The following is a 23,830-nucleotide window of genomic DNA, read 5'->3' as shown; positions in this document are numbered from 1 at the left end:
TTGCAATGGTTGGAAGAATTTAAGAAATGTGTGGGCCCGAAGGGATTTGAACCCTTGGCCGCCCGGTTATGAGCCGGGCGCTCTACCAGGCTAAGCTACGGGCCCAGGAGCGCCGCCAGCAGGACTCGAACCTGCGACCATTCGATTAACAGTCGAGCGCTCTACCTACTGAGCTATGGCGGCATGAAGATTCCGATTTCAGAATCATATATAAAACTTTCTATCCTTGAAAATTATCTCCAACAATTATCCTAAAAAATATTTAATAAATACAAAATAGGAATCAAAGTGAACCATAGTATATATGATAAAGAAATTTGAAGTAGTTTGTCTATTCTTGTTTCTATTAAATTTTGCATGACTTTAGAATATAATAAGTATAATAGTGCAATTCCGTGAATTATAACGATTAGGAAAATCACGCTTGCAAACCCAAGTATGCCAAAATATGCTATTAAAATACTAGAAATAATAGAAAGAGATATGGATAAAAAAGATACTATTGAAGCATTTCTTTTTCCTAAAACAACGGTAATCGTTCTTTTTCCTATTTTTTCATCTGCTTCATAATCTGGAAAGCCAGCAAGAATTATTGCCCCAAAAATTGCAAAAAAAAGAGGTATTGATACTAACCAAGGAAGAAGAATACCTGGTGTAGGTGCCTGCAACAAAAATCCAGCCAATACAATGTAAAAGCTATGTGTTATTCCTACATCCATTTCTCCCAATCCTCGGTAGGATAATTTAAGAGGGGGCACAGTATAAGCCAAACCTAGTAACGCCCCAATTGACACTATATAGATTGAATATCTATTATAGATAAATGTTAGAAAAATCCCCAAAATTAGGGCTAAGACAAGGGAGATAACTATGGCATTTCTTGCTTGCTTGAAGGTAATCTTTCCTTCAACAATCATTCTAGATCCACCAGTAAATTGACTATAGTTTTTGTTGATTTTATCTGTTTCATAGTCATAATATTCATTTGAAACTACAGTTGCAAATTCTATCAAAAACATAGTGACGTATCCAAGAATATATGCCATAAAATTGAAGTTATCCAGAATCTTAAAAGAACATAAAGCACCTACTGTATACGCAAGCCAAGTCATGGGATAAAATTGTAGCCTAGTTATCTTAATCCAAGAAGTCAAGTTTCCTTTTTTTAATCCCATTTTATCTAATTTTTAAAATATATAAAAATTATAAATGTTTCGATTTATTTAGAAAATTAAATTTAGCTTCACCGAAAATTTTTTATATATAGTTAATTGAAATTAAACAAATTCTCATTGAGGATATTGCATATGGTGATTAAATGTTTGATACCGATTTAATTGAAAAACTCGTTTCTTCTGAAAACTATTTCAAAAAAAGGGAAGATGTACAAAAACTAAGACATAAAGCAATTAGGATGTCTCACAAGTATCATTTTGAAAACAATAAATTTTATCACGATTATTGTAAGTTAAAGGGAATTAATGGAGAGATTAAGCCTGAAGATTTTCATAAGATCGTAATACCTGATGGCGTATTTAAGTCGTATCAAATGGAATCGCCAGAAAAGAGCCCACAGGAATTTAAAAAATGGATTGATAGAATATCTTCAGTTCCTATAGACTTCACCCCTAAGGGCATGGGTTCACTGGAAAGTTTTCTTCAAGAATTTTATTCAAATGGAATGTTACTTGGTTTTAGTAGCGGTACTTCTGGGAAACTTACATTTTTGCCAAGAGACGAATTTACTAGGTCAATACTTATTAGATCTTACACTGAAGCAATTGATGCAACTCTAAAACTTGACAAAGGTAAGGAGAAATTCATTCTTGGAATTCCAAAAAAAACTTTTCTCCAAGTAGGATTCAATGGAAAAGTTGTTGCTGACTACATATCTCCGGGCAATGTCTTCCATGCATTCGAGGAATTAAAAGCTGATATAATAAGGCTTAGAATGAGGGGTCCAAGATCTTCTAAAGAGAAGGCAATGAATTATTTTATCAAGAAGATGCTCCCCAGGATTGAGAAGAATGCAATACGAAACATAGTAAATGAGCTTGAAAAAAATCAGGGGAAAAAAGTAGTCTTTATGGGGCCACCATTTTTAATAATTGACACTGCAAAATATGTTTTGGAACATGGAATTAATGCAAAGATTGGCGAAGATAGCTTTTTGGCTTCAACAGGTGGATTTAAAGGAAGATCAATTGTCAGCAGAGATAAAATGAATGAGTTGATTGAAGAGGCTTTTGGATTAGATCCAAAGAGATATATCGATCTTTATGGAATGACAGAGGCAAACTCAATTATGATTGATTGTACGGAAGAAAACAACAAGCATGTTCCTCCTTGGATGGAAGTAATATTGTTTGATGAGCATATGGAACCCATACCCCAAGAAGGTAAGGTTACTGGAAACTATGCGTTCCTCGAACCATCTTCAAGATCCTTCCCTGGATTTATTACTACAGGAGATAAATTAAAGGTAGACTATGATGGATGTCCAGGATGCAACAAAACTACTCCAATTCTTCTTAGCATTGAGAGACTCCCAAGAATTGAAAGTAGAGGGTGTTCTGGAGTACTTGCAAAAACGGTGGCTGGTTAAATGTCAGAGTTAAAAGGCTACTACTTACCTAACTCTCTAAAGTCAATTGAAAAAGAAATGGAATTTAGTGAGAAAAAAGTTAATGACTATACTTTACTGATACCAAGTATTAATCAGGATAACATAAAGGAAATAGTAAGAGGTCTAAAGGAAAATAGGAAAAAATACCTCACAGATATGCCATTTTCTGAGATTGCCAGGGCGTATGGAGAAGTATCAAGAACTTGGTCAGATAATAAATATGAAAAAAAGAAGATTGCTCTTGAGTTGTTACCCGTACTTACAAATCTTTCTCCAGAGTTAATAGAATTTTTTCAATTTAGGTCTATATATAAAATCGATGAAAAAACTATTAATTTCTTGTCAACTTTGAGCTTACCTCCTGAAGTCTTCAAAAGTTTCGCCCCAATTGAAGGGGCAAATACTTTTGTTAGGGCCTATGCAGGATTTAGAGATAAAATTGCCCTAAAAAAAATATCCCAATATGGTAAAGAAATAGAGTTAGTGACTTACATAACGCCTTCTAATGTTCCAGGTTTTATTGAAAGTCTGGGCATCTTTATTGCAAGTATTGTAAAGGCTTCGGGCCTAATTAAAACACCTTCAGTCCAACCTCTATTTGCACCGTTATATGCTGAATCTGTTGCAGAAAAAAGCAAAGAGATTGGTGAAACAATCGCTGTTGTTCCATGGGCGGGAGGGGACCAATCAATTGAGGACGTGATTTTCAGAAATTCAAATGTGGTCAGTGTTGTTTCGAGTACTCAAACAGCAATGTCCGTTAAGGGCAGAATAGATGAGCTAAATAAAGAAGGCATCTCCATCAAAGGTTGCTACCACGGTGGAAAATTTGGGGTAGAGCTAATTGCGAAAGAGATGGCAAATAGGGACGTTGCTGGGCTTGCTGCAATTGATGGAATTGGATATGAAGGTTATATGTGCGGGTCTCCTGCTTTTGGATTTTTTGTTGAAGAAGGCGGGGAGCTTAGTCCAATAGAATTCGCTGAGGCATTAGCCGATGAAATGGAAAAACTATCAAAGTCAATTCCCCAGACAAACTTTTTCAGAAAATTAAGGGAAGTTAAAATTGGAGAAATTATTTCGAGGCCAGAGTTTGACGGAGGTCAGAGGATTTTTTCATCTTCAGAACAAAACTTTGCAGTGATCTATGAATCTAAATTTAATCTAAATCCTATAGGGCAAAACAGACTAATCAGAGTTTTCGGTGTTAAAAGTCTTGAAGAAGTAATAGATAAAATGAAACCATGGAGAGAATATCTCCAGACTGCAGGAGTTGCAATAGGGAATAATAGGCTTCAAAAAATATCCGAGTTAATGGGAAAAACTGGATTTTCAAACATCAGAATTGCTGGAACTGTAGCCTTGCCGCGATTGGGGGAAGCATGGGATGGAAACTACCCCATCTATGAATTTTTTATTCCTGATTCGATCCATTGGACCTCTATCAATGCCATAGATTTTGAAAAAGAAATAATGGAACTTGCCAAACTCAAGGATCAAGTAATTGAAAGTGGAGTTTTTAATCCATCACTCGGAATTCATTGAAAAGCATTATATCTCCAAATTAATTTTTAATTTTTTCTATTTTGACGTGATAAAAAGAAATGTTTAAATACTTTGTATACTAACATAATATAGGTGCTCTAATGGTATATGCATATGTGTTAATAACTGTATCAATTGGAAAAATAAAAGAAGTTATTGAGTCTGTGAAGAAGATCGAAGGAGTAATAGAAGCTGATGTTATAACTGGACCATACGATGCAATTGCAAAAATAAAAGCAAATGACCTTGGGGAGTTAACAAAAACTGTAATCCAACAGATTCATTACATAGAAGGTGTAATTGATACAACAACTGCTATAGTAATATCAGTATAAATATAATTTATTTTTTTTGGTGGTCTCTTGAATAAAAGTACGGCTATTTGTGATGTTTCTCTTTTTGTTTCAAAAAGTAAGTATTCTCAAGCTGAATCATTGATGAAATCTCTTCATATCGAAGAGGTTATCATGCCAGAAGAACTAGTGGATATCCTTATGAAAGTTCACCGTGGTGAAGAGCTACTGGGTGAACAGGTAAGAGTATTATCTTACTGGGCAAAGGGGCCAGTTCCAAAAGATGAAGAGATAAGAACTTTTTATGAAACTCTTATTGAAAAAGGAATCAAAATTAGGACTATAAAAGAATACGTTCTAAAGAAAGAAGTTGAACTTGGTTACACAAAGTTAAGAGAAGGTATGGAAAAAGATGAAATGGAAGTCTATAATAAAAGTTGGAGAAATCTGTATAACAAATTCTCTGAAACAATGCCCGATCAAACTGCGATCATATGTTCCAAAATATTATCCCTTTCTCTAGTTTTCAATGAAAAGATTGTCGCCGTTAATAGGAAACTATTGAGATTCCTTTATGATTCAGGGCTTGAAGTATCTAAAGTTACATCTAAAATTGAAATTGATAAAAATACAGTTGAACACAATATAATTTTCTTAAATGTATATGGATCTAAAACATTTGAACCTCTCTTTTATGAAATAAAAAATTCTATAACAGAGAGTACAGAGATTCAAGTAGAGCTAGAAAAAGATGTGGGTTCAATATTGATGTTTAATCTATAATTCTTAAAAATTAAATTATTATTTTTATCAATTATAGCTATTAAAAACTATTCTGTTTATTTTTTAGATAGAAAGCTTTTTATATCACTTCTAATACATCAAAAAATAGCTATATTTTTAATGAGGTGTAAATTATGGCAGAGATTAGACAACCAATGAGTGTCCAACCTGAAGGCGCTCAGAGATTTATGGGCAGAGATGCTCAAAGAATGAATATTCTAGCTGGAAGAATTGTAGCAGAAACAGTAAAGACGACACTTGGTCCAAGAGGAATGGACAAAATGCTCGTTGACTCACTTGGAGACGTAGTTATTACAAATGATGGTGCTACAATCCTTAGTGAGATGGATATTGCTCACCCAGCAGCAAAAATGATTGTTGAAGTAGCAAAGACACAAGATGAAGAAGTTGGAGATGGAACAACAACAGCAGTTGTCATTGCCGGAGAACTTCTTAAGAAGGCTGAAGACCTTCTCGATCAGGATGTACACGCAACAGTAGTTGCATCTGGTTACAAAATTGCAGCTGAAAAAGCTGAAGAAATATTGAAAGAAATCGGTGACAAGATTACAATTAACGATGATGACGTTCTTCTTGAAATTGCAAAGACAGCAATGACTGGAAAGGGTGCAGAAAAATCAAAGGATACATTAGCACCTTTGGCACTTAGTGCAGTAAAACAGGTAGCAGTAAAAGAAAATGGAAACTACACAGTTGAAACAGAAGACATTAAGGTAGAGAAGAAAGAAGGTGGCAGTGTAGAAGATTCCAAACTCATCCAGGGATTAATTATAGACAAGGAAAGAGTCCACGATGGAATGCCAAGGAAACTAAAAGATGCAAAAATAGCTTTACTTGACTGTGCTCTTGAAGTAAAAGAAACAGAAACTGACGCAGAAATTAGGATTACATCCCCTGACCAACTTCAAGCATTCTTAGACCAGGAAGAAGCAATGCTAAAGAAGATGGTTGACCAGATTAAGGCATCTGGAGCAACAGTTGTTTTCTGTCAGAAGGGAATTGATGATTTGGCTCAGCACTACCTTGCAAAGAGCGGAATATACGCTGCAAGAAGAGTCAAAAAGAGTGACATGAAGAAACTAGCTAAAGCAACTGGTGCAAGAGTTGTAAACAAAATAGCCGACCTTGAAGCAAAGGACCTTGGTCATGCAGGCTCTGTCGAAGAAAAGAAGATCGGTGGAGACGAAATGACATTTGTCGAAGGATGCAAAGATCCAAAATCTGTAAGCTTATTGTTAAGGGGAGGAACTGAGCACTTTTTAGAGGAAGTAGAAAGAGCTCTTGAAGACGCTATAGGTGTCATTTCCACAGCAATTGAAGATGGAACAATATGTGCCGGTGGAGGAGCTGCCGAAATGGAACTATCAAAGAGACTTAACGAATATGCTGAGAAGATTAGCGGCAGAGAACAGCTAGCAGTAAAGGCATTTGCACAGGCAATGGAAATCATCCCAAGAACTTTAGCAGAAAATGCAGGTATGGATCCAATCGATACAATCGTTGCACTCAAAGCTTCACACGAGACAAAGGATCACAAGAGATTCGGAATCGATATCTTTGACGGTAAAGTTAAAGATATGATGAAAGCCGGTGTTGTAGAGCCACTCAGAATAAAAGAACAGGCTGTAAAGAGTGCTTCTGAATCCGCCATAATGATCTTAAGAATCGATGACGTTATCGCTGCAAGTGGAATAGGCAAGAGAAGAGGCATGGGCGGCGACGATGACATGGATATGGGCGGTATGGGCGGAATGCCCGGCGGCATGCCTGGAATGATGTAAAATAAAATATAATTTTTCTTTATTTTAATATTTTTATACAACTTTTTTCTTAAGACAATCTTTATTAATTTCTCTTGACTTTTTATTACATGGACTCTCAATCAATTCTAAAAAGATTAAAGGAACTTGCAGATCCTAGTGTATTGGATGGAATGTCAAGATATGGAATTAATACTTCTAAGGCGCTAGGAGTTACAATTCCTAAGATAAGATTCCTGGCAAAAGAGATGGGGAAAGATCATGAGTTGGCTTTAGAACTATGGAGTATAGATTTTCATGAAACTAAGTTTCTTGCTAGTATGATAGACGATCCACAAATGCTCACGTCTGAGCAGATGGAAGAATGGGCCAAAGATTTTGACTCTTGGGACGTATGTGATCAAACATGCAACAATCTATTTAGAAAAAGTTCCTTAGCTTTTGATAAATCATTCGAGTGGTGTAAAAAGAACGAAGAATTTGTTAAAAGAGCAGGATACGTTTTAATGGCAAACTTAGCAGTTCACGATAAAAATAGAAAAGATGAAGATTTTCTGAATTTCTTTCCAGAAATTTATAATGGCTCAATAGATGATAGGATATACGTCAAGAAAGCAGTTAATTGGGCTTTAAGACAAATTGGAAAGAGAAGTCTCTTTTTAAATAAAAAAGCAATTGAATGTGCAAATGATATACAGAAAATAGATTCTAAATATGCAAGATGGATTGCCACAGATGCGCTGAGAGAACTGAAAAATCCTAAAATAGTTGAGCGAATTAAAAAATGAAACTCCAAAAATAATTTAAAGAGTTTAAATATATTTTCATTCGGTGTAAATATGTTAGAATTACAAGGACTTAGTACTGAAGCTAAGATTGGAAAAATATTGATATTGGTTTCGCTTATACTTGGGATAGTTGGGGTATTGGGGATGCTCGCTGGATTTAGTTCCGTAGCTTTATTCCCGCTCAGATACACTAGAGGCATTCCCATATTTGCCGGATTCTTCATTGTTATTGCGGCAGTTATTAAAATTCTAGGCCTTATAGTAGGTTTCATGGCATTATCTTCAACAAATATCAAAAATTTCAACAAAGCAGGGATGTACGCCATAATATCTAGCTTACTACCTCCACTTGATCTAATAATGCTCATAGGTGGAATTTTGTGCCTTATTAGTAAAGAGGCAAAATAATTTACTTTTTTTTACCTGATTGATACTTTTAAGCTAAATTATTTAAATTCATATTTGGCATTTTTTTATAAGTAACTTGGTAGGGCCTTATAATGAATATATTTGACATTAATAAAAAATACAAGCTAATTTCGCTAGCAATTTTAATGACTATGACATTAGCTATTTTTTATCATTCCTTCTTTGTTTTAAATGAAGGTTTCCTCTTTGCAAATGTTTTCTTTGTACCTCTTGTACTTTCATGTATATGGTTTGGATATAGGGGTTTTTATGTTGCTTTTTTTATTTTATTGAATATGATAATTGCCAATCTATTGAGTCCATATGAATTCTTTGAAATTGGATTTATTTCAAGACTTTTAACATATATTATAGTAACTCTAATACTTAGTAGTGCAACAGAAATGAAAAATGAATCTGATGAGAAAATAAAAAATCTAAATGAAGCATTAAGGGTAATAAATAAGATTCTAAGGCATGACGTTCTTAATGATCTTACTGTTGTACTAACTGCCTGTGATTTCATTCAAACAAGTAATGAAAAAATGAAAATAAAAGCGACAAATGCCCTCTTTAAGAGTGTTGCCCTAATAGAAAATATGGGGGAGCTTGAAAATGCCCTTTTATCTGAGGAAGATTTGTCAAATAAATTAATCAGAAGTGTAATTGAAAGTGTTGTAAAAAATTATCCGGATATAAAATTTCAAATTACTGGTGACTGCATTGTTTTATGCGATGAGGCCATATATCCTGTAATTGATAACATTATTAAGAATGCAATTGTCCATGGTAAAACAGAAAGGATTGACATAGAGTGTAAAGAATCTGGGAAATATAACGTCGTTAGAATTGTCGATTATGGAGTAGGAATCCTGGATGATATAAAAGATAAAATATTCGAAGAAGGATTTAGTCATGGAGATGCTAGGAGCAGCGGGCTTGGATTATATATCGTCAGAAAAGTTATTGAAAGGTATGGCGGCACCATAACTGTAGAAGATAATAAACCAAGCGGAACTGTATTTATTCTTAAGTTCAAAAAAAGAAAATAATGTTGTAGTCTTTATCGAACTAGACTAAAAAGATTTATTTTCAAAAACTATTTAAATGTTTAATTAAATTAGTTCATTGTGACTCTAACAACAACCATAATTAGTTTTTTTTACAATCCAATTATTCTCCCAACGTTGATTGCTTATATATCATCTGTTGTTGGAAAAATAATTTACGAATCTACCAAAAAGAAAAGTTTGGCAATCCAAGTAGCCCTACAAGACGGTGGGATGCCAAGTTCTCACACAGCAACAGTTATTGGATTATCTACCGCAATATTATTGCATGAAGGAATGTCAACTGTATTTTGGGTTTCTTTAGTCTTTGCATTTGTAGTTATGAAGGATGCAACAGGCATAAGATGGGAAACAGGTCAACAGGCTAAGGTAATAAATCAGATGATGAAAAAACTACGTATGGGAAAGGTAGTTGACGAAGAATTAAAGGAATTGTTAGGGCATACTGAAGCCCAGGTATTAGGGGGATTTATTTTTGGAGTTTTATTTTCCTATTTAGGATACATGACCTTTTTTGGATAGTTTTTTAGATTTAAACTAATTATATTTTCATAAAAATAACTTTAAACTAATCTAAACTACTTAAGCTGAAAAACCTTTACTTTATCGCTTTTTTTAATAATTAAAAAATAACTTCTAACAAAGAAGTTTTTAAGTGAAATTCATTCATCTTTTTTATGGGTACCGACTATATCACTGTAAAAGGAGCTTCAGAGCACAATCTTAAAAATATAGATGTTCAATTTCCAAGAGATAAACTTATTGTTGTAACAGGTGTTTCTGGTTCAGGGAAATCCTCTCTTGCATTTGATACTATTTATGCGGAAGGTCAAAGACGCTATGTAGAATCTCTTTCTGCATATGCAAGACAATTTTTAGGCCTAATGGAAAAACCTGACGTTGAATACATCGAAGGATTATCTCCTGCAATCTCCATAGAACAAAAAACAACTTCTAAAAATCCAAGATCTACAGTTGGTACTGTTACAGAAATTTATGATTATCTAAGGCTTCTTTATGCAAGAATTGGAATACCTTACTGTGCAAATTGTGGAAAAGAAATTAAACAACAGACGGTAACAGAGATAACCGATCAGATTCTTTCTTATCCCGAGGGTACAAAAGTTACTATCCTATCCCCCGTAGTGCGTGGTAGAAAGGGGGAGTATTCAACACTTCTCAAAGAAATTAATCAAGAAGGTTTTGTTAGAGCAGAAGTTGATGGTGAAATAAAAGAACTAAATGTTGAAATAAGGCTTGAGAGATATAAGAAACATGACATCAATATCATAATAGATAGACTTGTCCTAAAAGATGGAATTTCCCCAAGACTTTACGAAGACATTGAGCTAGCATTGAAAAAAGGAGAAGGTATAGTTTTTGTAGACATAAATGATGAAAGAAAGACTTTCTCTGAACACTTTGCATGTACAGAATGTGGGATAAGTTTAGAGGAGATAACCCCTAGAATGTTTTCATTTAATAGTCCTTACGGCGCATGCCCTTCTTGTCATGGGCTTGGATTTAAGCAAGAATTCGATCCCGATCTTATTATTCCAAATAAAGATCGCTCTTTAATTGGTGGCGCAGTCGATGTATGGAACATGAAACTAGAAGGGTTCCGAAGACAGACCTTGGAAGCTCTTTCTAAAAAATTTAATTTTAGGCTCGATGTACCAGTTAAAGATTTGTCACAAAAACATCTTGATATTTTACTTTATGGTACTACTGATAAAGTAAGATACAATTATCGCTCTAGGAGTACACCTTCCTATTGGACATATGAAGGTACATATGAAGGGATAATACCATGGCTTGAAAGAGTATATAAAGAAACTGATTCCGAATATAGGAAGGAACAATTTGAGAAATATATCAGATTAAAACCTTGTGAAGTATGTAAAGGTAAAAGATTGAAACCTGAGGCTTTATCTGTAAAAATCCAAGATAACTCCATAATTGATGTTACTGAACTTCAAATTAGTAATTGTTATAGATTCTTCATTGAACTAGAAGAAAAACTTACTGAAAAAGAAAAAATTATTTCCAAACAGATACTAAAAGAAATCAAAGCTAGATTAGGATTCCTTTTGAGCGTAGGCCTTGACTACTTGACTTTGGATAGAAGGGCAGGAACTCTCTCTGGAGGGGAGTCTCAAAGAATTAGACTTGCAACTCAAATTGGGTCTCAACTTGTAGGGGTTCTTTATATATTGGATGAACCGAGCATCGGATTACATCAAAGGGATAATGCCAAACTTATCGTCATGCTCAAAAGATTGAGAGATATAGGAAATACTGTGATTGTCATTGAGCATGATGAAGAGATGATGTTATCTTCAGATTATCTTGTAGATATAGGGCCTGGAGCTGGAGTGCACGGCGGAGAAGTTGTTGCAGTCGGTTCGCCTGAAGAAGTAATGGAAAATCTGGATTCACTTACCGGAAAATATCTATCAAGAAAACTTAGAATTGAAGTTCCTAAAATAAGAAAACAAAGTAATTCTTATATCACAATCAAAGGCGCAAGGCAATTCAATCTAAAAAATATTGATGTAAAGATCCCTTTAGGTTTGTTTGTTTGTGTAACTGGGGTTTCTGGCAGTGGGAAAAGCACTTTGATTAATGAAATATTGTATAAAGATCTTGCTAAGAAATTTTATAGGGCAGTAGATAATCCAGGTGACCACGATGAAATTTTGGGAATAGAAAACATTGACAAAGTGATTATTATTGACCAAAGTCCCATTGGAAGGAGTCCAAGATCTAATCCTGCAACATACACCGGACTATTTACTCCAATAAGGGAGCTTTTCTCTGAACTTCCAGAATCAAAAAGAAGAGGATTTAAGAAAGGTAGATTTTCTTTCAACGTTAAAGGTGGAAGGTGCGAAAACTGTAGAGGAGATGGATTAATTAAAATTGAAATGCATTTCTTGCCTGATGTTTATGTTAAATGTGAGGAGTGTAAAGGAGAGAGATACAACAGAGAGACCCTAACAGTCAAGTACAAGGGAAAATCTATCTCTGAAGTTCTTGATATGACAGTTGAAGAAGCCCTACACTTTTTTGAAAATATTCCCTCCATAAGAAATAAACTTCAAACTTTATATGATGTAGGATTATCTTATATTAAAGTTGGACAACCTGCAACAACACTTTCTGGAGGAGAGGCGCAAAGAGTAAAATTATCAAAAGAGCTCTCAAAAAAAGCCACCGGCAAGACTCTTTATATACTAGACGAGCCTACAACGGGACTTCACTTTCACGATGTTAAAAAGTTGCTTGACGTACTTTTGCGTTTAAGAGAAAATGGCAATACTGTCTTAGTCATTGAACATAATATGGATGTAATTAAAACTGCAGATTACATAATTGACCTTGGTCCAGAAGGTGGCCAAAAAGGTGGAGAAATCCTAGTAGAAGGCCCGCCTGAAGAAATTATTAAATCTACTAAAAGTCATACTGGAAGATTCTTAGAAGAAGTATTAAAGCGAGATGGTGCTTTAATATAGACTAATGATAGCACTAAGATTAGGTCTGTAGTCTAATAAATAATTCAATTAGAGTGGGGGAACACTTATAAATCTTCTTTTTATCCGTTTTTATGAAAAAAATTTCAGTTCGGGATAAAACATTCTTAATACTAATCGGAATAATGTTAGTTATTAAATTATTCGATATTATTTTCTCACCTAATCATATCTACCCTGGCAGGATAGCTTCATTTTCCTGGATTGAAATTGCATTGGCATTTATTTTAGGTTATATAGGAATTAGGATTTCAGATAAAGTTGGGATACCTAGTATGTGGGATCCTAAAGTTTCAAATAAAAATAGATTTCTTCTGCCAATTGTAGTTGGAATATTAATTGGAGTTATCTTCATTACATTTGATTATTATGCAAAGATTGGAAACATGAGTGTGGGATTTCCCCTATCGATATTATTTTATTTGTGGGGAGGAATATATTCAGAGGCAGTTTTGCATTTATTTCCTGTTACCTTACTTGTTTTTCTTTTTTCTAGCAAATTACTAAAAGGTCGATATAACAAGGAAGTCTACTGGATTTTTTCAGTACTATTGGGATTAACCTCCGCATTTGGCATGGTTATGGCATTCAGTATTCCGGGAGTTCCAATCCACGCAAGTTCAGTATATGTGATATATTCTATTGGATTTTTGATATTTATTACTGAATTAACAGTTTTATATATTTTGAGAAAATATGGTTTTTTATCCGCAATTTCAACTAGACTTTCATTTTACCTAATCTGGCACATCATATGGCCTTTAATTTTTTATTAATTTCTAATTACTACTAGACCCCAATCATATTTTTAGTTATAATGTCTTTTAATAATTTTACTTCTTAGCCTAATTTCGCATCATTAATCATTGATTATCAAATTTATGTAATTATTGTTTATCAATATTGTTAAATTTATTTATCAATATCGAAAGCTTTATATACTGTTGCTGTATTAATAGATATGCACTAGAGGTGATAGATATGAAAAAAATAACTGCTATATTGGTGATGGGACTATTAATGGCCTCAATCGCCCCAATGTTAGGAGAAACGTGTTCAACGGACGAACAGAATACAACATGTCCAAGTAACACAACATCAGCAGTATCAAAAATTGTTGCTAAGAGTTTTCTTAACAACGTAAGAAATGGTACAATGGACTTTAATGGTAACAAGTTAGTCCACTCAATATTAACACCAATGGGAGATTTAAAATTGAACTCTCCACTACTAAAGAAGAACTTTGGAACATACGAATTTACAACTGAAAGAGATACCCCAGGATGGTACTCATATGATATTCAGTCATTAACAAAGACACAAAAACAATACGAACCAATGGTACCAAAAATCTACACCGAAAACACTTCTGATGAAGAGTAAAGGAATTATTTCCTTTTATTTTTGAATTTTCTTTACCATTTATTATAATGGATTCTATTTTCTTCAAATCTATTTATTCGAGGCTTTCCTTCATCCGGGTACCCTATTGAAATAAGTGAAACTGGAAATATATTTTCTGGTAAATGAAGTATTTCTTTGATACCGTTCACCCTTTCTTCATCTGGGTATACTCCTAGCCAACATGCACCAAGCCCAAGAGAATGTGCTGCTAAAAGTATATTCTCAGTTGCCGCCGAACAATTAATTGTAATAAATATGTCTCTTGAGATATTTAAGTCACCCGCAACTAGAATTGCCATTGGGGCTTCAAAGAGCATTTTTGAATTTGGATGAAAAGAAGGTATTTTATCTAGTATTTCCCTTTTATCTATTATTACAAAATGCCACGGCCTTTCATTTTTTCTTGAAGGTGCATTCATAGCTGCTTCTAAGATTTTTTTTACATGGTCTTCAGGCACCTTATTATGCCTGTATTTTCTAATACTTCTTCTCGACATAATAACATCCAAAAAATCCATAGTATCCCTGTCTATTATTTGGATTCTTAATATAAAAATTATATGGTTAATAGTGCAATAAATTTCAGCTTTAAATTAATTAGATATAACTCTTATTTCCCTCTTTCTACATATTATTCATTTTAAATCTTTTAATAAATTAGGTTATTTGATAAAAATCTTTTTTTTAAATAGAAAACCTTTTTAGAACTAAAAATAATAATGAGTAATAAATTATTAAAGTGATTTTATGACAAAAGAACTTTCTGCAGATATGATAAGAAGGACATTTGGTAAGGATAAAATAAAATGTAAAAGCAGTCAAGAAGTAGCTCCACTAGAGGACATTGTCGGTCAAGATAGAGCATTAAAGGCTCTAAAATTTGGACTCCAGATAAAAGAGAAAGGATTTAATATTTTTGTTGCAGGTTTTCCTGGAACTGGAAAAATGACTGCAGTAAAGAGCTTTCTGGACAAGCTTGCTGAAGATCAAACTTCTCCTTCTGACTGGTGTTATGTCAATAATTTTCAGGAACCATACGAACCTAAAGTCATTAAATTAAAAACTGGGCAGGGTAGAGTATTCCACAAAGATATGTCTAATTTCTTAAATGAGGCTAAAATTAACCTTCCAAAAGCCTTTGAAAGTGAAGATTTTGCCATAAAGAGAGAAGGAACTATCCAAAAAATTGAAGCCGAGCGTAATAAAATCTTTTCTGAACTAAATAAAAAAGCAGAGAAAGAAGGTTTAATAGTTCAAAGCACACCAATGGGATTTGTTTTTGTTCCTGTTGTGGGTGGTAGACCAATGACCGAAGAAGAATTTATCGCTTTGAGCCCTGAAAAGAAAGACGATATACAAAAAAGTAGAGATAAATTAAACTCTGAACTAAGGTTAGTATTTAGGCAGCTAAAAGAACTTGATACTAAGACATTTGAAGAAATAAAAGAACTAAATAAAGAAGTGGCTCTTTTTACAATAGGGCATTTGTTAGAAGATTTGAATAAAAAGTATTCTGACTATCCTGAGATTATTAACTATTTAAAGGATATGCAAGAGGATATATTGGAAAATATACCCTTGTTCTATAAACCAAATATTCCGCAAGCTCCAGTTCAAGCCCCATGGGCAGAAGAGTTACCATTTAGGAAATATATGGTTAATTTATTTATCGATAATTTTGAACTTAAGGGTAGGCCAGTCGTAGTTGAATTAAATCCTACATATCAGAATCTTTTTGGAAGAATAGAAAAAGAAGCACAATTTGGAATGCTGACTACAGATTTTACTATGATACGCGGAGGATCTATACACAAAGCAAATGGAGGTTATCTCGTAATCCCTGCTGAAGAGTTGGTTAAAAACCTCTTTTCATATGATGGATTGAAAAGAGCCTTGAATAGTGAAGAAGCAGTGGTTGAAGAAGCTGGGGAGAGGCTTGGATTTATTACTACAAAAGGATTAAGACCTGCCCCAATACCTTTGGACATTAAAGTTGTCATTGTGGGAAATCCAATGATATACCAGACTCTATTTTCTCTTGATCCTGAATTTAAAGAGCTATTCAAGGTAAAGGCGGAATTCGATATTAATATGGATTTCAACGATGGCAATATAAAAAATTATGTCTCATTTATATGCTCTCTTTGTTCAAAAGAAAATCTGTTACATTTAGATTCATCTGCCATAGGGAAGGTAATAGAATATGGCGCAAGACTGGCCGATGATCAGGAGAAATTATCTACAAGATTTGCGGATATAGCAGATATAATCCGTGAAGCTAACTTCTATGCAAAAGAAGATAAAAATAATATGATAAAAGATATTCACATTGTAAAAGCCGTTGAGGAAAAGAACTACCGATCAAATCTCATTCAAGAAAGAGTAAATGAGATGATAACAAGAGGCTTTTACTTAATTGATACTGAAGGGGAAGCAGTTGGCCAAATAAATGGTCTTGCAGTTCTTAGCCTTGGAGATTTTGCCTTTGGTAGGCCTTCTAGAGTCACAGCCACAGTAAATATTGGTAGAGGGGGAATTATCGATATTGAAAGAGAAGCTAAGATGGGAGGAAATATTCACTCAAAAGGTGTAATGATTTTAGGGGGATATTTGGCAGAAAACTTTGCACAAGATAAACCACTAAATCTTACTGCTCGACTCGTGTTCGAACAGAACTATGAAGGAGTTGACGGAGATAGCGCATCAAGCACAGAGCTTTACGCAATATTATCTGCACTTTCAGAAGTTCCAATCAAACAATATTTTTCAGTTACAGGGTCTGTAAATCAAAAAGGAGAAGTCCAGGCAATTGGAGGAGTAAACTATAAGATTGAAGGATTCTATGAGATATGCAAGGCTAAAGGACTCAATGGAAAACAAGGCGTTTTAATTCCAAGAAGCAATGTACAAAATTTAATGCTAAAAGAAGAAATTGTTGAATCAGTAAGAAATGGTAAGTTCCACATATACTCAGTGGATAACATCAAAGAAGGAATCGAGATACTAACAGGAGTTAAAGCTGGAGCAAAAGGAAAAGATGGCAAATATCCTGAAAATACAATATATGGAATGGTTGACAAACGTCTCAAAGAAATGGCCGAAAAAATGGAAGAATCTTCAGAAAATAAAAAAAATAATCATTAAATAATAGGAGGAGATTAAAAATGGTACAGGTAAAAGAAGTTGGTGAAATCTACAAATGTGAAATTTGTGGAAATATTGTAGAAGTATTGGAAGCAGGCGGGGGAGAATTAATCTGCTGTGGCGAACCAATGGTTTTACAGGAGTAGATGGTAAAAATGGTTAAGATTGGAGATAAAATTCAAGAAGCTGATTGGAAAAAGGAAAAACACGTGCCTGTAATTGATTGCCCAGATTCAGTAAAGGCAAATGAGGTATTCGAAGTCAAAGTTGCTATTGGGAAGGACATTGCACACCCAAATACCACTGAACATCATATCAGGTGGATAATGCTTTACTATCAGCCTGAAGGCGAAAAAGCACTATATCAAGTTGGAAACTATGAGTTTAATGCACACGGAGAAAGTACACAGGGACCAAACACAGGACCGGTATATACAAATCACGAAGTAAAAACATCTCTAAAAATAGCAAAGTCTGGAACATTATTTGCAGTTTCTCTATGTAATATCCACGGGCTATGGGAATTCTCAAAAGAAGTTAAAGTTAATTAATTTTATTTTTTTATTCATATCACCAAAAATCTTAAATAATACTTTTCACAATTTTAATTGACCATGGATATAGAAAAAAATAATACTTCTAATTATTTTGGTAAAATAATAACATATTTTAAAAAAATTTATTATTCAAATATAAATCTTGATCCTGTTTATCTTTATACAACCTTTATTCTATTGTTAATGTTATTCGGATTTTTAATAATTCTTTATGGGCTGCCAATTCAATTTATGTTTCTTGTTGTTGTTTTTATATTGTTTATATCTCCTTTTTACTCCCGGCGTATTTATTATTCTATGATAGTATTTGCTGATATTTTATGTTTTTTTATAATATATGATTCTTCAAGAATCAGTATTTTTACTAAGCAAACATTTATTCTAAATTCTGTCCAGACTTTAGTAGTTTTAACGATTATAGTGTTAATAGTTTCTGAAATAATGCATTGGGCAATCCCAAACTTACTGAAAGCAGAGGCAGCTTTAAAGATAAGTCAAGAGAACTATAAAGACCTTATAGACAATGCAAATTCAATAATATTGACATTTGATAAAAAAGGGAATGTCTCTTCAATGAACAAATATGGATTGGAATATTTTGGATATAGCGAGAAAGATATCATTGGGAAGAATATAATTGGCAATATTGTACCAGAATTTGATACCCAGGGCAGATCAATGGGGAATATTATTTCTGAAATATTTACCACTAAAAAAAAGTTTATATCTTCCTTGAACGAAAACATTAAAAAAAATGGTGAAAGAGTTTGGATTTATTGGACGGATACAACTGTCAAAAATTTAGATGGAAAAGTTGAGTCTGTTTTATCCATTGGTAGCGATATAACTGAATTAAAAATGGCTCTAAATCAAATTGAGAAAAACATTCAGTACTTCGCAACAGGGATAGATCAAATACGAAATCCATTAGCAGTAATAACTGGTATAGCCGAATTAAAAATCAAGGATCCAAATATTTCTAAGAAACTATTAAAACAAATAGATTGTATAAATGAGATAAATTGTAGACTTGATGAAGGGTGGCACGAGTCTGAAGAGTTTAAGAAATTTATTCAAAGTCGTGAAATGATAAGTTATCTCTATACAAGTGAAAAGGATAGTTCTTCCCATTAAAATATTATTTTAATTAAAAAATAAATATTTGTTAAAAATGCAAAAAGTATTAATCCGTTTAAGTTTTTGAAGGCGATTTTTACAGATTTTATTTTTGAATCATTGTTCAATCCCATTAAACTAAATAAGAGTGGTATCCAAGATAGCACAAATATTATTAGGAAGTTTATATTTAACTCAAACAGATTAATTATATGAAATATTGAGTAAGTTATTGATGAAAATAACGCTGCCAAAAATATAATTTTTAGGCTTAAATTCCTTCCATTTTTTGTTACAAAACTCCGCTTTCCACTTAAAGTGTCTGTTTCCATATCAGGTATCTCTACGCTTAAAATAAAATAAATGCCGTACATTAGAAGGGGGATAGTGAACAGCAAGTAAGAAGTATCTATGAAACCTCTCATTACGAAGTAACCCATACCAGGAACCACAAAACCTATTGCAAACATAGTTGATATTTCCCCAAGCCCTCGATATGACAATCTTAATGGGGGCGCTGTGTAAAACCAGCCTAGAAGATTTCCAAAAATTACGTATCCCAAAAAGACCAATGAATACTTGTAATAAAGTGTAAAGATAAACCCAAGAATAATTGAAATCATGATCAATGATATCGCCATCCATTTGGAAACTTTTCTAAGTGACGGGTCGCTCTGTAATATTCCGCTACCTCCACTTACACTTGTTTTTTCACCAAATTTATCAGCTTCAAAATCAAAATAGTCATTACTGTACGATACCGATAAATGGCCCAAGAATAGTATGAAATAACCAAAAATTAACTTCCCAAAATTTAATTCTGCCCCCATTAAGACTGCAAATAATGCCCCTACCAAGAAAAGGAACAACCCCCCAAACACAAAAAAGAATCTGCCAAGTTTTAGGATATTAATTATTTTATTTTGGATAGAAAATGACTTCATGTATAAAATAAAAACTTGATATATTTAATTTTTACGGAAATTAAAAATAATAAACTTTAATTAAAACAAATTAATTATAAAATTTACATGTGGGGAAGAAAAAAGATCGACATAAATAATTTTTTTCTAATTTAGCCGCCTAAGTAGATAATATTCATAAGACGAATATAAAATATATAAATGGGAAGGAATTCTATTATTTGATACATATGAAAACAAAAATCATTATTAATGAAATTGAACCTAAATATTTTGTCGATACATTGAAATACATTTTATCCTTACCCGTTAAAGGTGTAAAACTCGAAAAAATAGAATTTCCACAAAGCCTCTCAAATGAAAACTTTGAAGTTTCAGAAGAGTTAAAAATTAAAGCCAAAATGGAGAACGTTACATGGGAAGATATATCCAACTCATTAAAGGATAATATCTCTATAATGATAACATCTCAAAATAGAATAAAAGTAAATGATTTAGAATATATTAGAAAGCTTTGCGATTATGAAATAGAAGAACGCATTGAAGAAAATAAGATAATATTTTGGCCTAAAGACAGAGAAATATTGTAATTCATTTATTAATAAAATATGTAAATGTGGGATAGAGTAATGTATAAGCTACTCTTTAGATCCTACCTTTCAATATGTTTAAATATAATTAAAGTAATTATTATTGGGTGAATAATATGGCTAAAGATATATTAAGGGCAACTGTAAGTTGGCAAAAAGATATGGAATATTTAGGGGTAGATAGCGTCGGGCATGAAATCCCTTTTGCAGCTTCAAAAGCTTTTGGGGGCAGTGGAAATCATCCCATTCCTTTAGAAGGATTACTCGCTACAGCTGGTGCATGTATAGCTGTCAATACTCAAATTTTATTGAGACAAATGCAAAAGGATTATACGTATTTTAATGTAGTAGTTGAAGGAACTAGAAAAGATATCTATCCCCGAATATTTGAAAAAATTCATGCAAATATAAAAATAAAAGGAAAACTTGAAAAAGAGTTAGTTGAAGAAATAATAAAAGAAGTAATGACAAAATTTTGCCCTATAACTGTTATTCTAGGATTAACAGCAGAATTGACTTGGGACATTAAGATGGAGTAATTTTCCCATATTTCCTTTATTTTGATTAATTATTCTTGTATTAGGGTATTCAATGGTAATAATAAGTTTTTTAAAAGACTCTATCTTTGATAAATCATGAAAAGAGAACTTTTAATGGGCAATGAAGCTATTGCCTTAGGTGCTTTTGAAGCCGGTGTTGAAATTATTGCAGCTTATCCTGGTACTCCTTCTACAGAAATTCCAGAAACTGCTGCACGATTTGCCAAGCAGTATGGTGCTTACGTTGAATTTTCTACTAATGAAAAAGTTGCCCTTGAAGTGGGCATAGGTGCATCATGGGCAGGAAAAAGAGCCCTTGTTACAATGAAGCATGTTGGAGTAAATGTTGCTTCTGATTCATTGATGACTTTAGCTTATACGGGAGTTGATGGAGGATTAGTTATTGTTTCTGCTGACGAACCCGATTGTCATTCTTCTCAAAATGAACAAGATAACAGAATATTTGCAAGATTTGCAAATGTGCCTTGTTTGGATCCATCTTCTCCTCAAGAGTCAAGGGACATGATACTCTTCGCATATGATTTATCCGAATTATTTTCTACACCTGTAATTTTAAGGCCGACTACTAGAGTATGCCATGGTAGGGGTGACGTCGAGTTAGGGGAAATTAATATCCAAAAGCGAGAAGGAAAATTCACAAAAGATATCACAAGGTATGTAGCTGTCCCGTCACATGCAAGAATACAACACAAAAAACTTCTAGATAAAATAGAAAAAATAAGAGAATTCGTTGAAGATTCTAACCTAAACTATACCATTCCAGGAGAAGGAAAGGTCGGAGTCATTGTTATAGGGGCATCTTTCAATTATTTGATGGAGTCACTTCAGATATTGGGTATTAAACTACCTATATTAAAAGTTGGGATTTCCCACCCCCTAGCAAGAAATAAAGTTTTGTCATTCATTAAAGATTTAGAGAAAGTAGTAATTATCGAAGAACTTGAACCAGTAATTGAAAATGATGTAAAAATTTTAATCTCTGAAAATCAATTAAATTTGAAGCTATACGGTAAAACTATATTTCCAAGAACTGGTGAGTTTTCAACCGATCTTGTAACTGAAATATTATCCAAATTCTTTAGGATTGACTTTCCAAAAGAACAATCTAAAAATATTATTGTTCCAAATAGGGCTCCGCTGTTATGTGCAGGCTGTCCACATAGATCGACATTTTATGCAATAAAGAAAGTAACTAGAGGCAAAGCTATATTCCCTTCCGATATCGGCTGTTATACGCTAGGATTCTCAAGACCTCTCCAAACAGTTGACACGTGTATTTCAATGGGCGCAAGTTTTGGGGTCGCATGTGGATTTGCAAAATCAACTAAAGAACCAATAGTTGCAACTCTAGGGGATTCAACATTTTTCCACGCAGGTATACCTCCCTTAATCAATGCTAAATATAATAATTCAAAGATAGTGGCTGTAATTCTTGATAACTTAACTACTGCCATGACTGGCCACCAGCCCCATCCCGGAACACAGTTAACTGCCATGGGTGAACCTGCAGGATCTGTATCTATAGAAAAGTTGATAGCAGGCATGGACATTCCAGTTGAGGTTGTTGATGCAACCGACGTTAAAAGTATTGAAGAAGCTCTAAAAAGAGGGCTTCAAAGTGAACAGGTATATGTGATTGTGTCTCGTGGGCCATGTGTTCTTCTAAAAGGGATTGAAAAGAGGCCGATTTATAGGGTTGAAGTCTCTATGTGTCGTGCATGCAAAGCATGTATAAAACTATCAGGATGCCCTGCATTAGAATTTAAAGATGGCCACTCAAGCATTAATCCCTCAGTATGTACTGGATGCGGACTATGTGCATATATTTGTCCTGTAGAAGCAATTATTAGGTAATTTCTTACTATAATAATATGCCTTCTATCATTACCTCATATTGAATATCCTTTATAGTTATATTCTATATTTTTTTAAAAGTAATAAAAATTTTTATGTATATTATTTAATGCCGTTACTTTTTTATTATTAAAAAGTTCAATATAATGAATAGTACTATTAGAGATTACTTATACTTTGGAGGTAATTCATGTCTGAAATAAAAGTTGATGTAAAAGGTCAAACTTGTCCTGTACCCTTAGTTGAGTGCAGAAAAGCTTTGCGTAAAGCAGCCATTGGGGATATTGTTGAGATCGAGGGAACACATACCGCTTCTAAGAAAGAGATACCTATGGCAGTAAAGGCTTTGGGGTATAAGATTGTATCAATTGAAGAGGAGGGCAATACTTGGAAAATAAAGATATGCAAGGAGTAAATCACTCACATCTTAATAAAGCCACAATAATTGTTCATAGCGGAGACATGGACAAAATTTATAGTGCTTTAATAATTGGAAACGGAGCTTTATCAATGGGCATGGAAGTATCGTTATATTTCACTTTTTTTGGACTTCAGAGATTGAAAAAAGGTGCACTTGACAAGGGCCCACTCTCAAAGATGAACATGCTAGGTCTAGGAAAAATGATTATTAAAAAAAGAATGGAAAAAGCAAATGTTGCTTCTCTTGAAAAAATGATTACAGATTTCAAAGAACTTGGGGGCAAAATCTTGGCATGCGACATGACTATGGAAGTAATGGGAGTAAACCCTGAAGACTTAAGGCAAGACCTAATTAGTGATTATTGTTCAGTCGGAACTTACATCAAAGAAGCAATGGAGTCAAGAATGACACTATTCATTTAGTGTGGTGTTATA

At 33.5% G+C, this 23,830-nt stretch carries 24 protein-coding genes and 2 tRNA genes; 21 read left to right on the top strand and 5 right to left on the bottom strand.

Translation table 11 applies throughout. From position 1 onward, the window contains the following. Positions 1–31 precede the first annotated feature (31 nt). The 3 genes from HPY60_06520 to HPY60_06510 form a co-directional block, all read right to left on the bottom strand. Positions 32–105: transfer RNA gene (locus HPY60_06520), tRNA-Ile, on the bottom strand. A gap of 5 nt (positions 106–110) precedes the next feature. Beyond that, positions 111–183: transfer RNA gene (locus HPY60_06515), tRNA-Asn, on the bottom strand. 68 nt (positions 184–251) lie between these two features. Further along, complete coding sequence (locus HPY60_06510) at positions 252–1,175, bottom strand: prenyltransferase (GenBank protein NPV50834.1); 924 nt, start codon at positions 1,173–1,175, stop codon at positions 252–254. Positions 1,176–1,318: 143 nt separating this feature from the next. On the opposite strand from HPY60_06510, the gene HPY60_06505 reads away from it, so the two are divergent. The 12 genes from HPY60_06505 to HPY60_06450 all read left to right on the top strand — a co-directional run bounded on the left by HPY60_06505 (position 1,319) and on the right by HPY60_06450 (position 14,210). Continuing rightward, positions 1,319–2,605 carry a hypothetical protein gene (locus HPY60_06505; GenBank protein ID NPV50833.1) on the top strand — a complete coding sequence of 429 codons (1,287 nt, stop codon included), beginning with the start codon at positions 1,319–1,321 and terminating at the stop codon, positions 2,603–2,605. Next, positions 2,606–4,171, top strand: coding sequence for a hypothetical protein (locus tag HPY60_06500; GenBank protein ID NPV50832.1), 1,566 nt, complete (start codon positions 2,606–2,608; stop codon positions 4,169–4,171). A gap of 101 nt (positions 4,172–4,272) precedes the next feature. Further along, on the top strand, positions 4,273–4,506 hold the full coding sequence (locus HPY60_06495; protein NPV50831.1) for an Lrp/AsnC ligand binding domain-containing protein: 234 nt from the start codon (positions 4,273–4,275) through the stop codon (positions 4,504–4,506). Positions 4,507–4,533: 27 nt separating this feature from the next. Then, complete coding sequence (locus HPY60_06490) at positions 4,534–5,247, top strand: hypothetical protein (GenBank protein ID NPV50830.1); 714 nt, start codon at positions 4,534–4,536, stop codon at positions 5,245–5,247. Positions 5,248–5,381: 134 nt separating this feature from the next. Further along, positions 5,382–7,049, top strand: a complete 1,668-nt coding sequence (locus HPY60_06485; protein NPV50829.1) for a thermosome subunit — start codon at positions 5,382–5,384, stop codon at positions 7,047–7,049. A gap of 89 nt (positions 7,050–7,138) precedes the next feature. Continuing rightward, on the top strand, positions 7,139–7,816 hold the full coding sequence (locus tag HPY60_06480) for a DNA alkylation repair protein (GenBank protein ID NPV50828.1): 678 nt from the start codon (positions 7,139–7,141) through the stop codon (positions 7,814–7,816). A gap of 51 nt (positions 7,817–7,867) precedes the next feature. Then, the gene (locus HPY60_06475; GenBank protein NPV50827.1) at positions 7,868–8,224 is read left to right on the top strand and encodes a hypothetical protein; all 357 of its coding nucleotides are present in this window, start codon (positions 7,868–7,870) and stop codon (positions 8,222–8,224) included. A 92-nt stretch (positions 8,225–8,316) separates the two neighbouring features. Beyond that, positions 8,317–9,276, top strand: coding sequence for a HAMP domain-containing histidine kinase (locus HPY60_06470; protein NPV50826.1), 960 nt, complete (start codon positions 8,317–8,319; stop codon positions 9,274–9,276). A gap of 78 nt (positions 9,277–9,354) precedes the next feature. Beyond that, positions 9,355–9,816, top strand: coding sequence for a divergent PAP2 family protein (locus HPY60_06465; GenBank protein NPV50825.1), 462 nt, complete (start codon positions 9,355–9,357; stop codon positions 9,814–9,816). 155 nt (positions 9,817–9,971) lie between these two features. Continuing rightward, positions 9,972–12,809 carry an excinuclease ABC subunit UvrA gene (gene uvrA, locus HPY60_06460; protein ID NPV50824.1) on the top strand — a complete coding sequence of 946 codons (2,838 nt, stop codon included), beginning with the start codon at positions 9,972–9,974 and terminating at the stop codon, positions 12,807–12,809. A 92-nt stretch (positions 12,810–12,901) separates the two neighbouring features. Further along, a complete protein-coding gene (locus tag HPY60_06455; GenBank protein NPV50823.1) occupies positions 12,902–13,603 on the top strand; it encodes a hypothetical protein in 702 nt (233 codons plus the stop codon). Positions 13,604–13,808: 205 nt separating this feature from the next. Next, positions 13,809–14,210, top strand: a complete 402-nt coding sequence (locus tag HPY60_06450) for a hypothetical protein (GenBank protein NPV50822.1) — start codon at positions 13,809–13,811, stop codon at positions 14,208–14,210. Positions 14,211–14,242: 32 nt separating this feature from the next. Here the strand turns inward: HPY60_06450 and HPY60_06445 are convergent, their stop codons facing one another. Further along, on the bottom strand, positions 14,243–14,773 hold the full coding sequence (locus HPY60_06445; GenBank protein NPV50821.1) for a nitroreductase family protein: 531 nt from the start codon (positions 14,771–14,773) through the stop codon (positions 14,243–14,245). A gap of 205 nt (positions 14,774–14,978) precedes the next feature. Between HPY60_06445 and HPY60_06440 the strand changes: the two genes are divergently transcribed. From HPY60_06440 to HPY60_06425, 4 genes are all read left to right on the top strand, one after another. Beyond that, on the top strand, positions 14,979–17,375 hold the full coding sequence (locus HPY60_06440; protein NPV50820.1) for an AAA family ATPase: 2,397 nt from the start codon (positions 14,979–14,981) through the stop codon (positions 17,373–17,375). A 20-nt stretch (positions 17,376–17,395) separates the two neighbouring features. Further along, on the top strand, positions 17,396–17,521 hold the full coding sequence (locus HPY60_06435) for a desulfoferrodoxin FeS4 iron-binding domain-containing protein (protein NPV50819.1): 126 nt from the start codon (positions 17,396–17,398) through the stop codon (positions 17,519–17,521). Positions 17,522–17,530: 9 nt separating this feature from the next. Then, the gene (locus tag HPY60_06430) at positions 17,531–17,926 is read left to right on the top strand and encodes a Neelaredoxin (GenBank protein ID NPV50818.1); all 396 of its coding nucleotides are present in this window, start codon (positions 17,531–17,533) and stop codon (positions 17,924–17,926) included. A gap of 303 nt (positions 17,927–18,229) precedes the next feature. Further along, on the top strand, positions 18,230–19,066 hold the full coding sequence (locus tag HPY60_06425; protein NPV50817.1) for a PAS domain S-box protein: 837 nt from the start codon (positions 18,230–18,232) through the stop codon (positions 19,064–19,066). Here HPY60_06425 and HPY60_06420 read toward each other — a convergent pair. Beyond that, positions 19,063–19,992 carry a prenyltransferase gene (locus tag HPY60_06420; GenBank protein ID NPV50816.1) on the bottom strand — a complete coding sequence of 310 codons (930 nt, stop codon included), beginning with the start codon at positions 19,990–19,992 and terminating at the stop codon, positions 19,063–19,065. The genes HPY60_06425 and HPY60_06420 overlap by 4 nt on opposite strands. Positions 19,993–20,201: 209 nt before the next feature. Between HPY60_06420 and HPY60_06415 the strand changes: the two genes are divergently transcribed. The 5 genes from HPY60_06415 to HPY60_06395 all read left to right on the top strand — a co-directional run bounded on the left by HPY60_06415 (position 20,202) and on the right by HPY60_06395 (position 23,818). Then, entirely contained in the window at positions 20,202–20,561 is a 360-nt protein-coding gene (locus HPY60_06415; GenBank protein ID NPV50815.1) for a hypothetical protein, read from the top strand. 116 nt (positions 20,562–20,677) lie between these two features. Continuing rightward, positions 20,678–21,100 (top strand): OsmC family protein, encoded by a 423-nt coding sequence (locus HPY60_06410; GenBank protein NPV50814.1) that lies wholly within the window; start codon positions 20,678–20,680, stop codon positions 21,098–21,100. A gap of 96 nt (positions 21,101–21,196) precedes the next feature. Continuing rightward, on the top strand, positions 21,197–22,975 hold the full coding sequence (iorA, locus tag HPY60_06405; GenBank protein NPV50813.1) for an indolepyruvate ferredoxin oxidoreductase subunit alpha: 1,779 nt from the start codon (positions 21,197–21,199) through the stop codon (positions 22,973–22,975). 190 nt (positions 22,976–23,165) lie between these two features. After that, the gene (locus HPY60_06400) at positions 23,166–23,390 is read left to right on the top strand and encodes a sulfurtransferase TusA family protein (GenBank protein ID NPV50812.1); all 225 of its coding nucleotides are present in this window, start codon (positions 23,166–23,168) and stop codon (positions 23,388–23,390) included. Next, positions 23,378–23,818, top strand: coding sequence for an NAD(FAD)-dependent dehydrogenase (locus tag HPY60_06395; GenBank protein ID NPV50811.1), 441 nt, complete (start codon positions 23,378–23,380; stop codon positions 23,816–23,818). Before HPY60_06400 ends, HPY60_06395 begins: the two co-directional genes overlap by 13 nt. Positions 23,819–23,830: the final 12 nt, after the last annotated feature.

It is taken from the genome of Methanofastidiosum sp., from assembly GCA_013178285.1.
GTDB lineage: Archaea > Methanobacteriota_B > Thermococci > Methanofastidiosales > Methanofastidiosaceae > Methanofastidiosum.
This window is presented reverse-complemented; position numbering and strand designations above follow the sequence as displayed.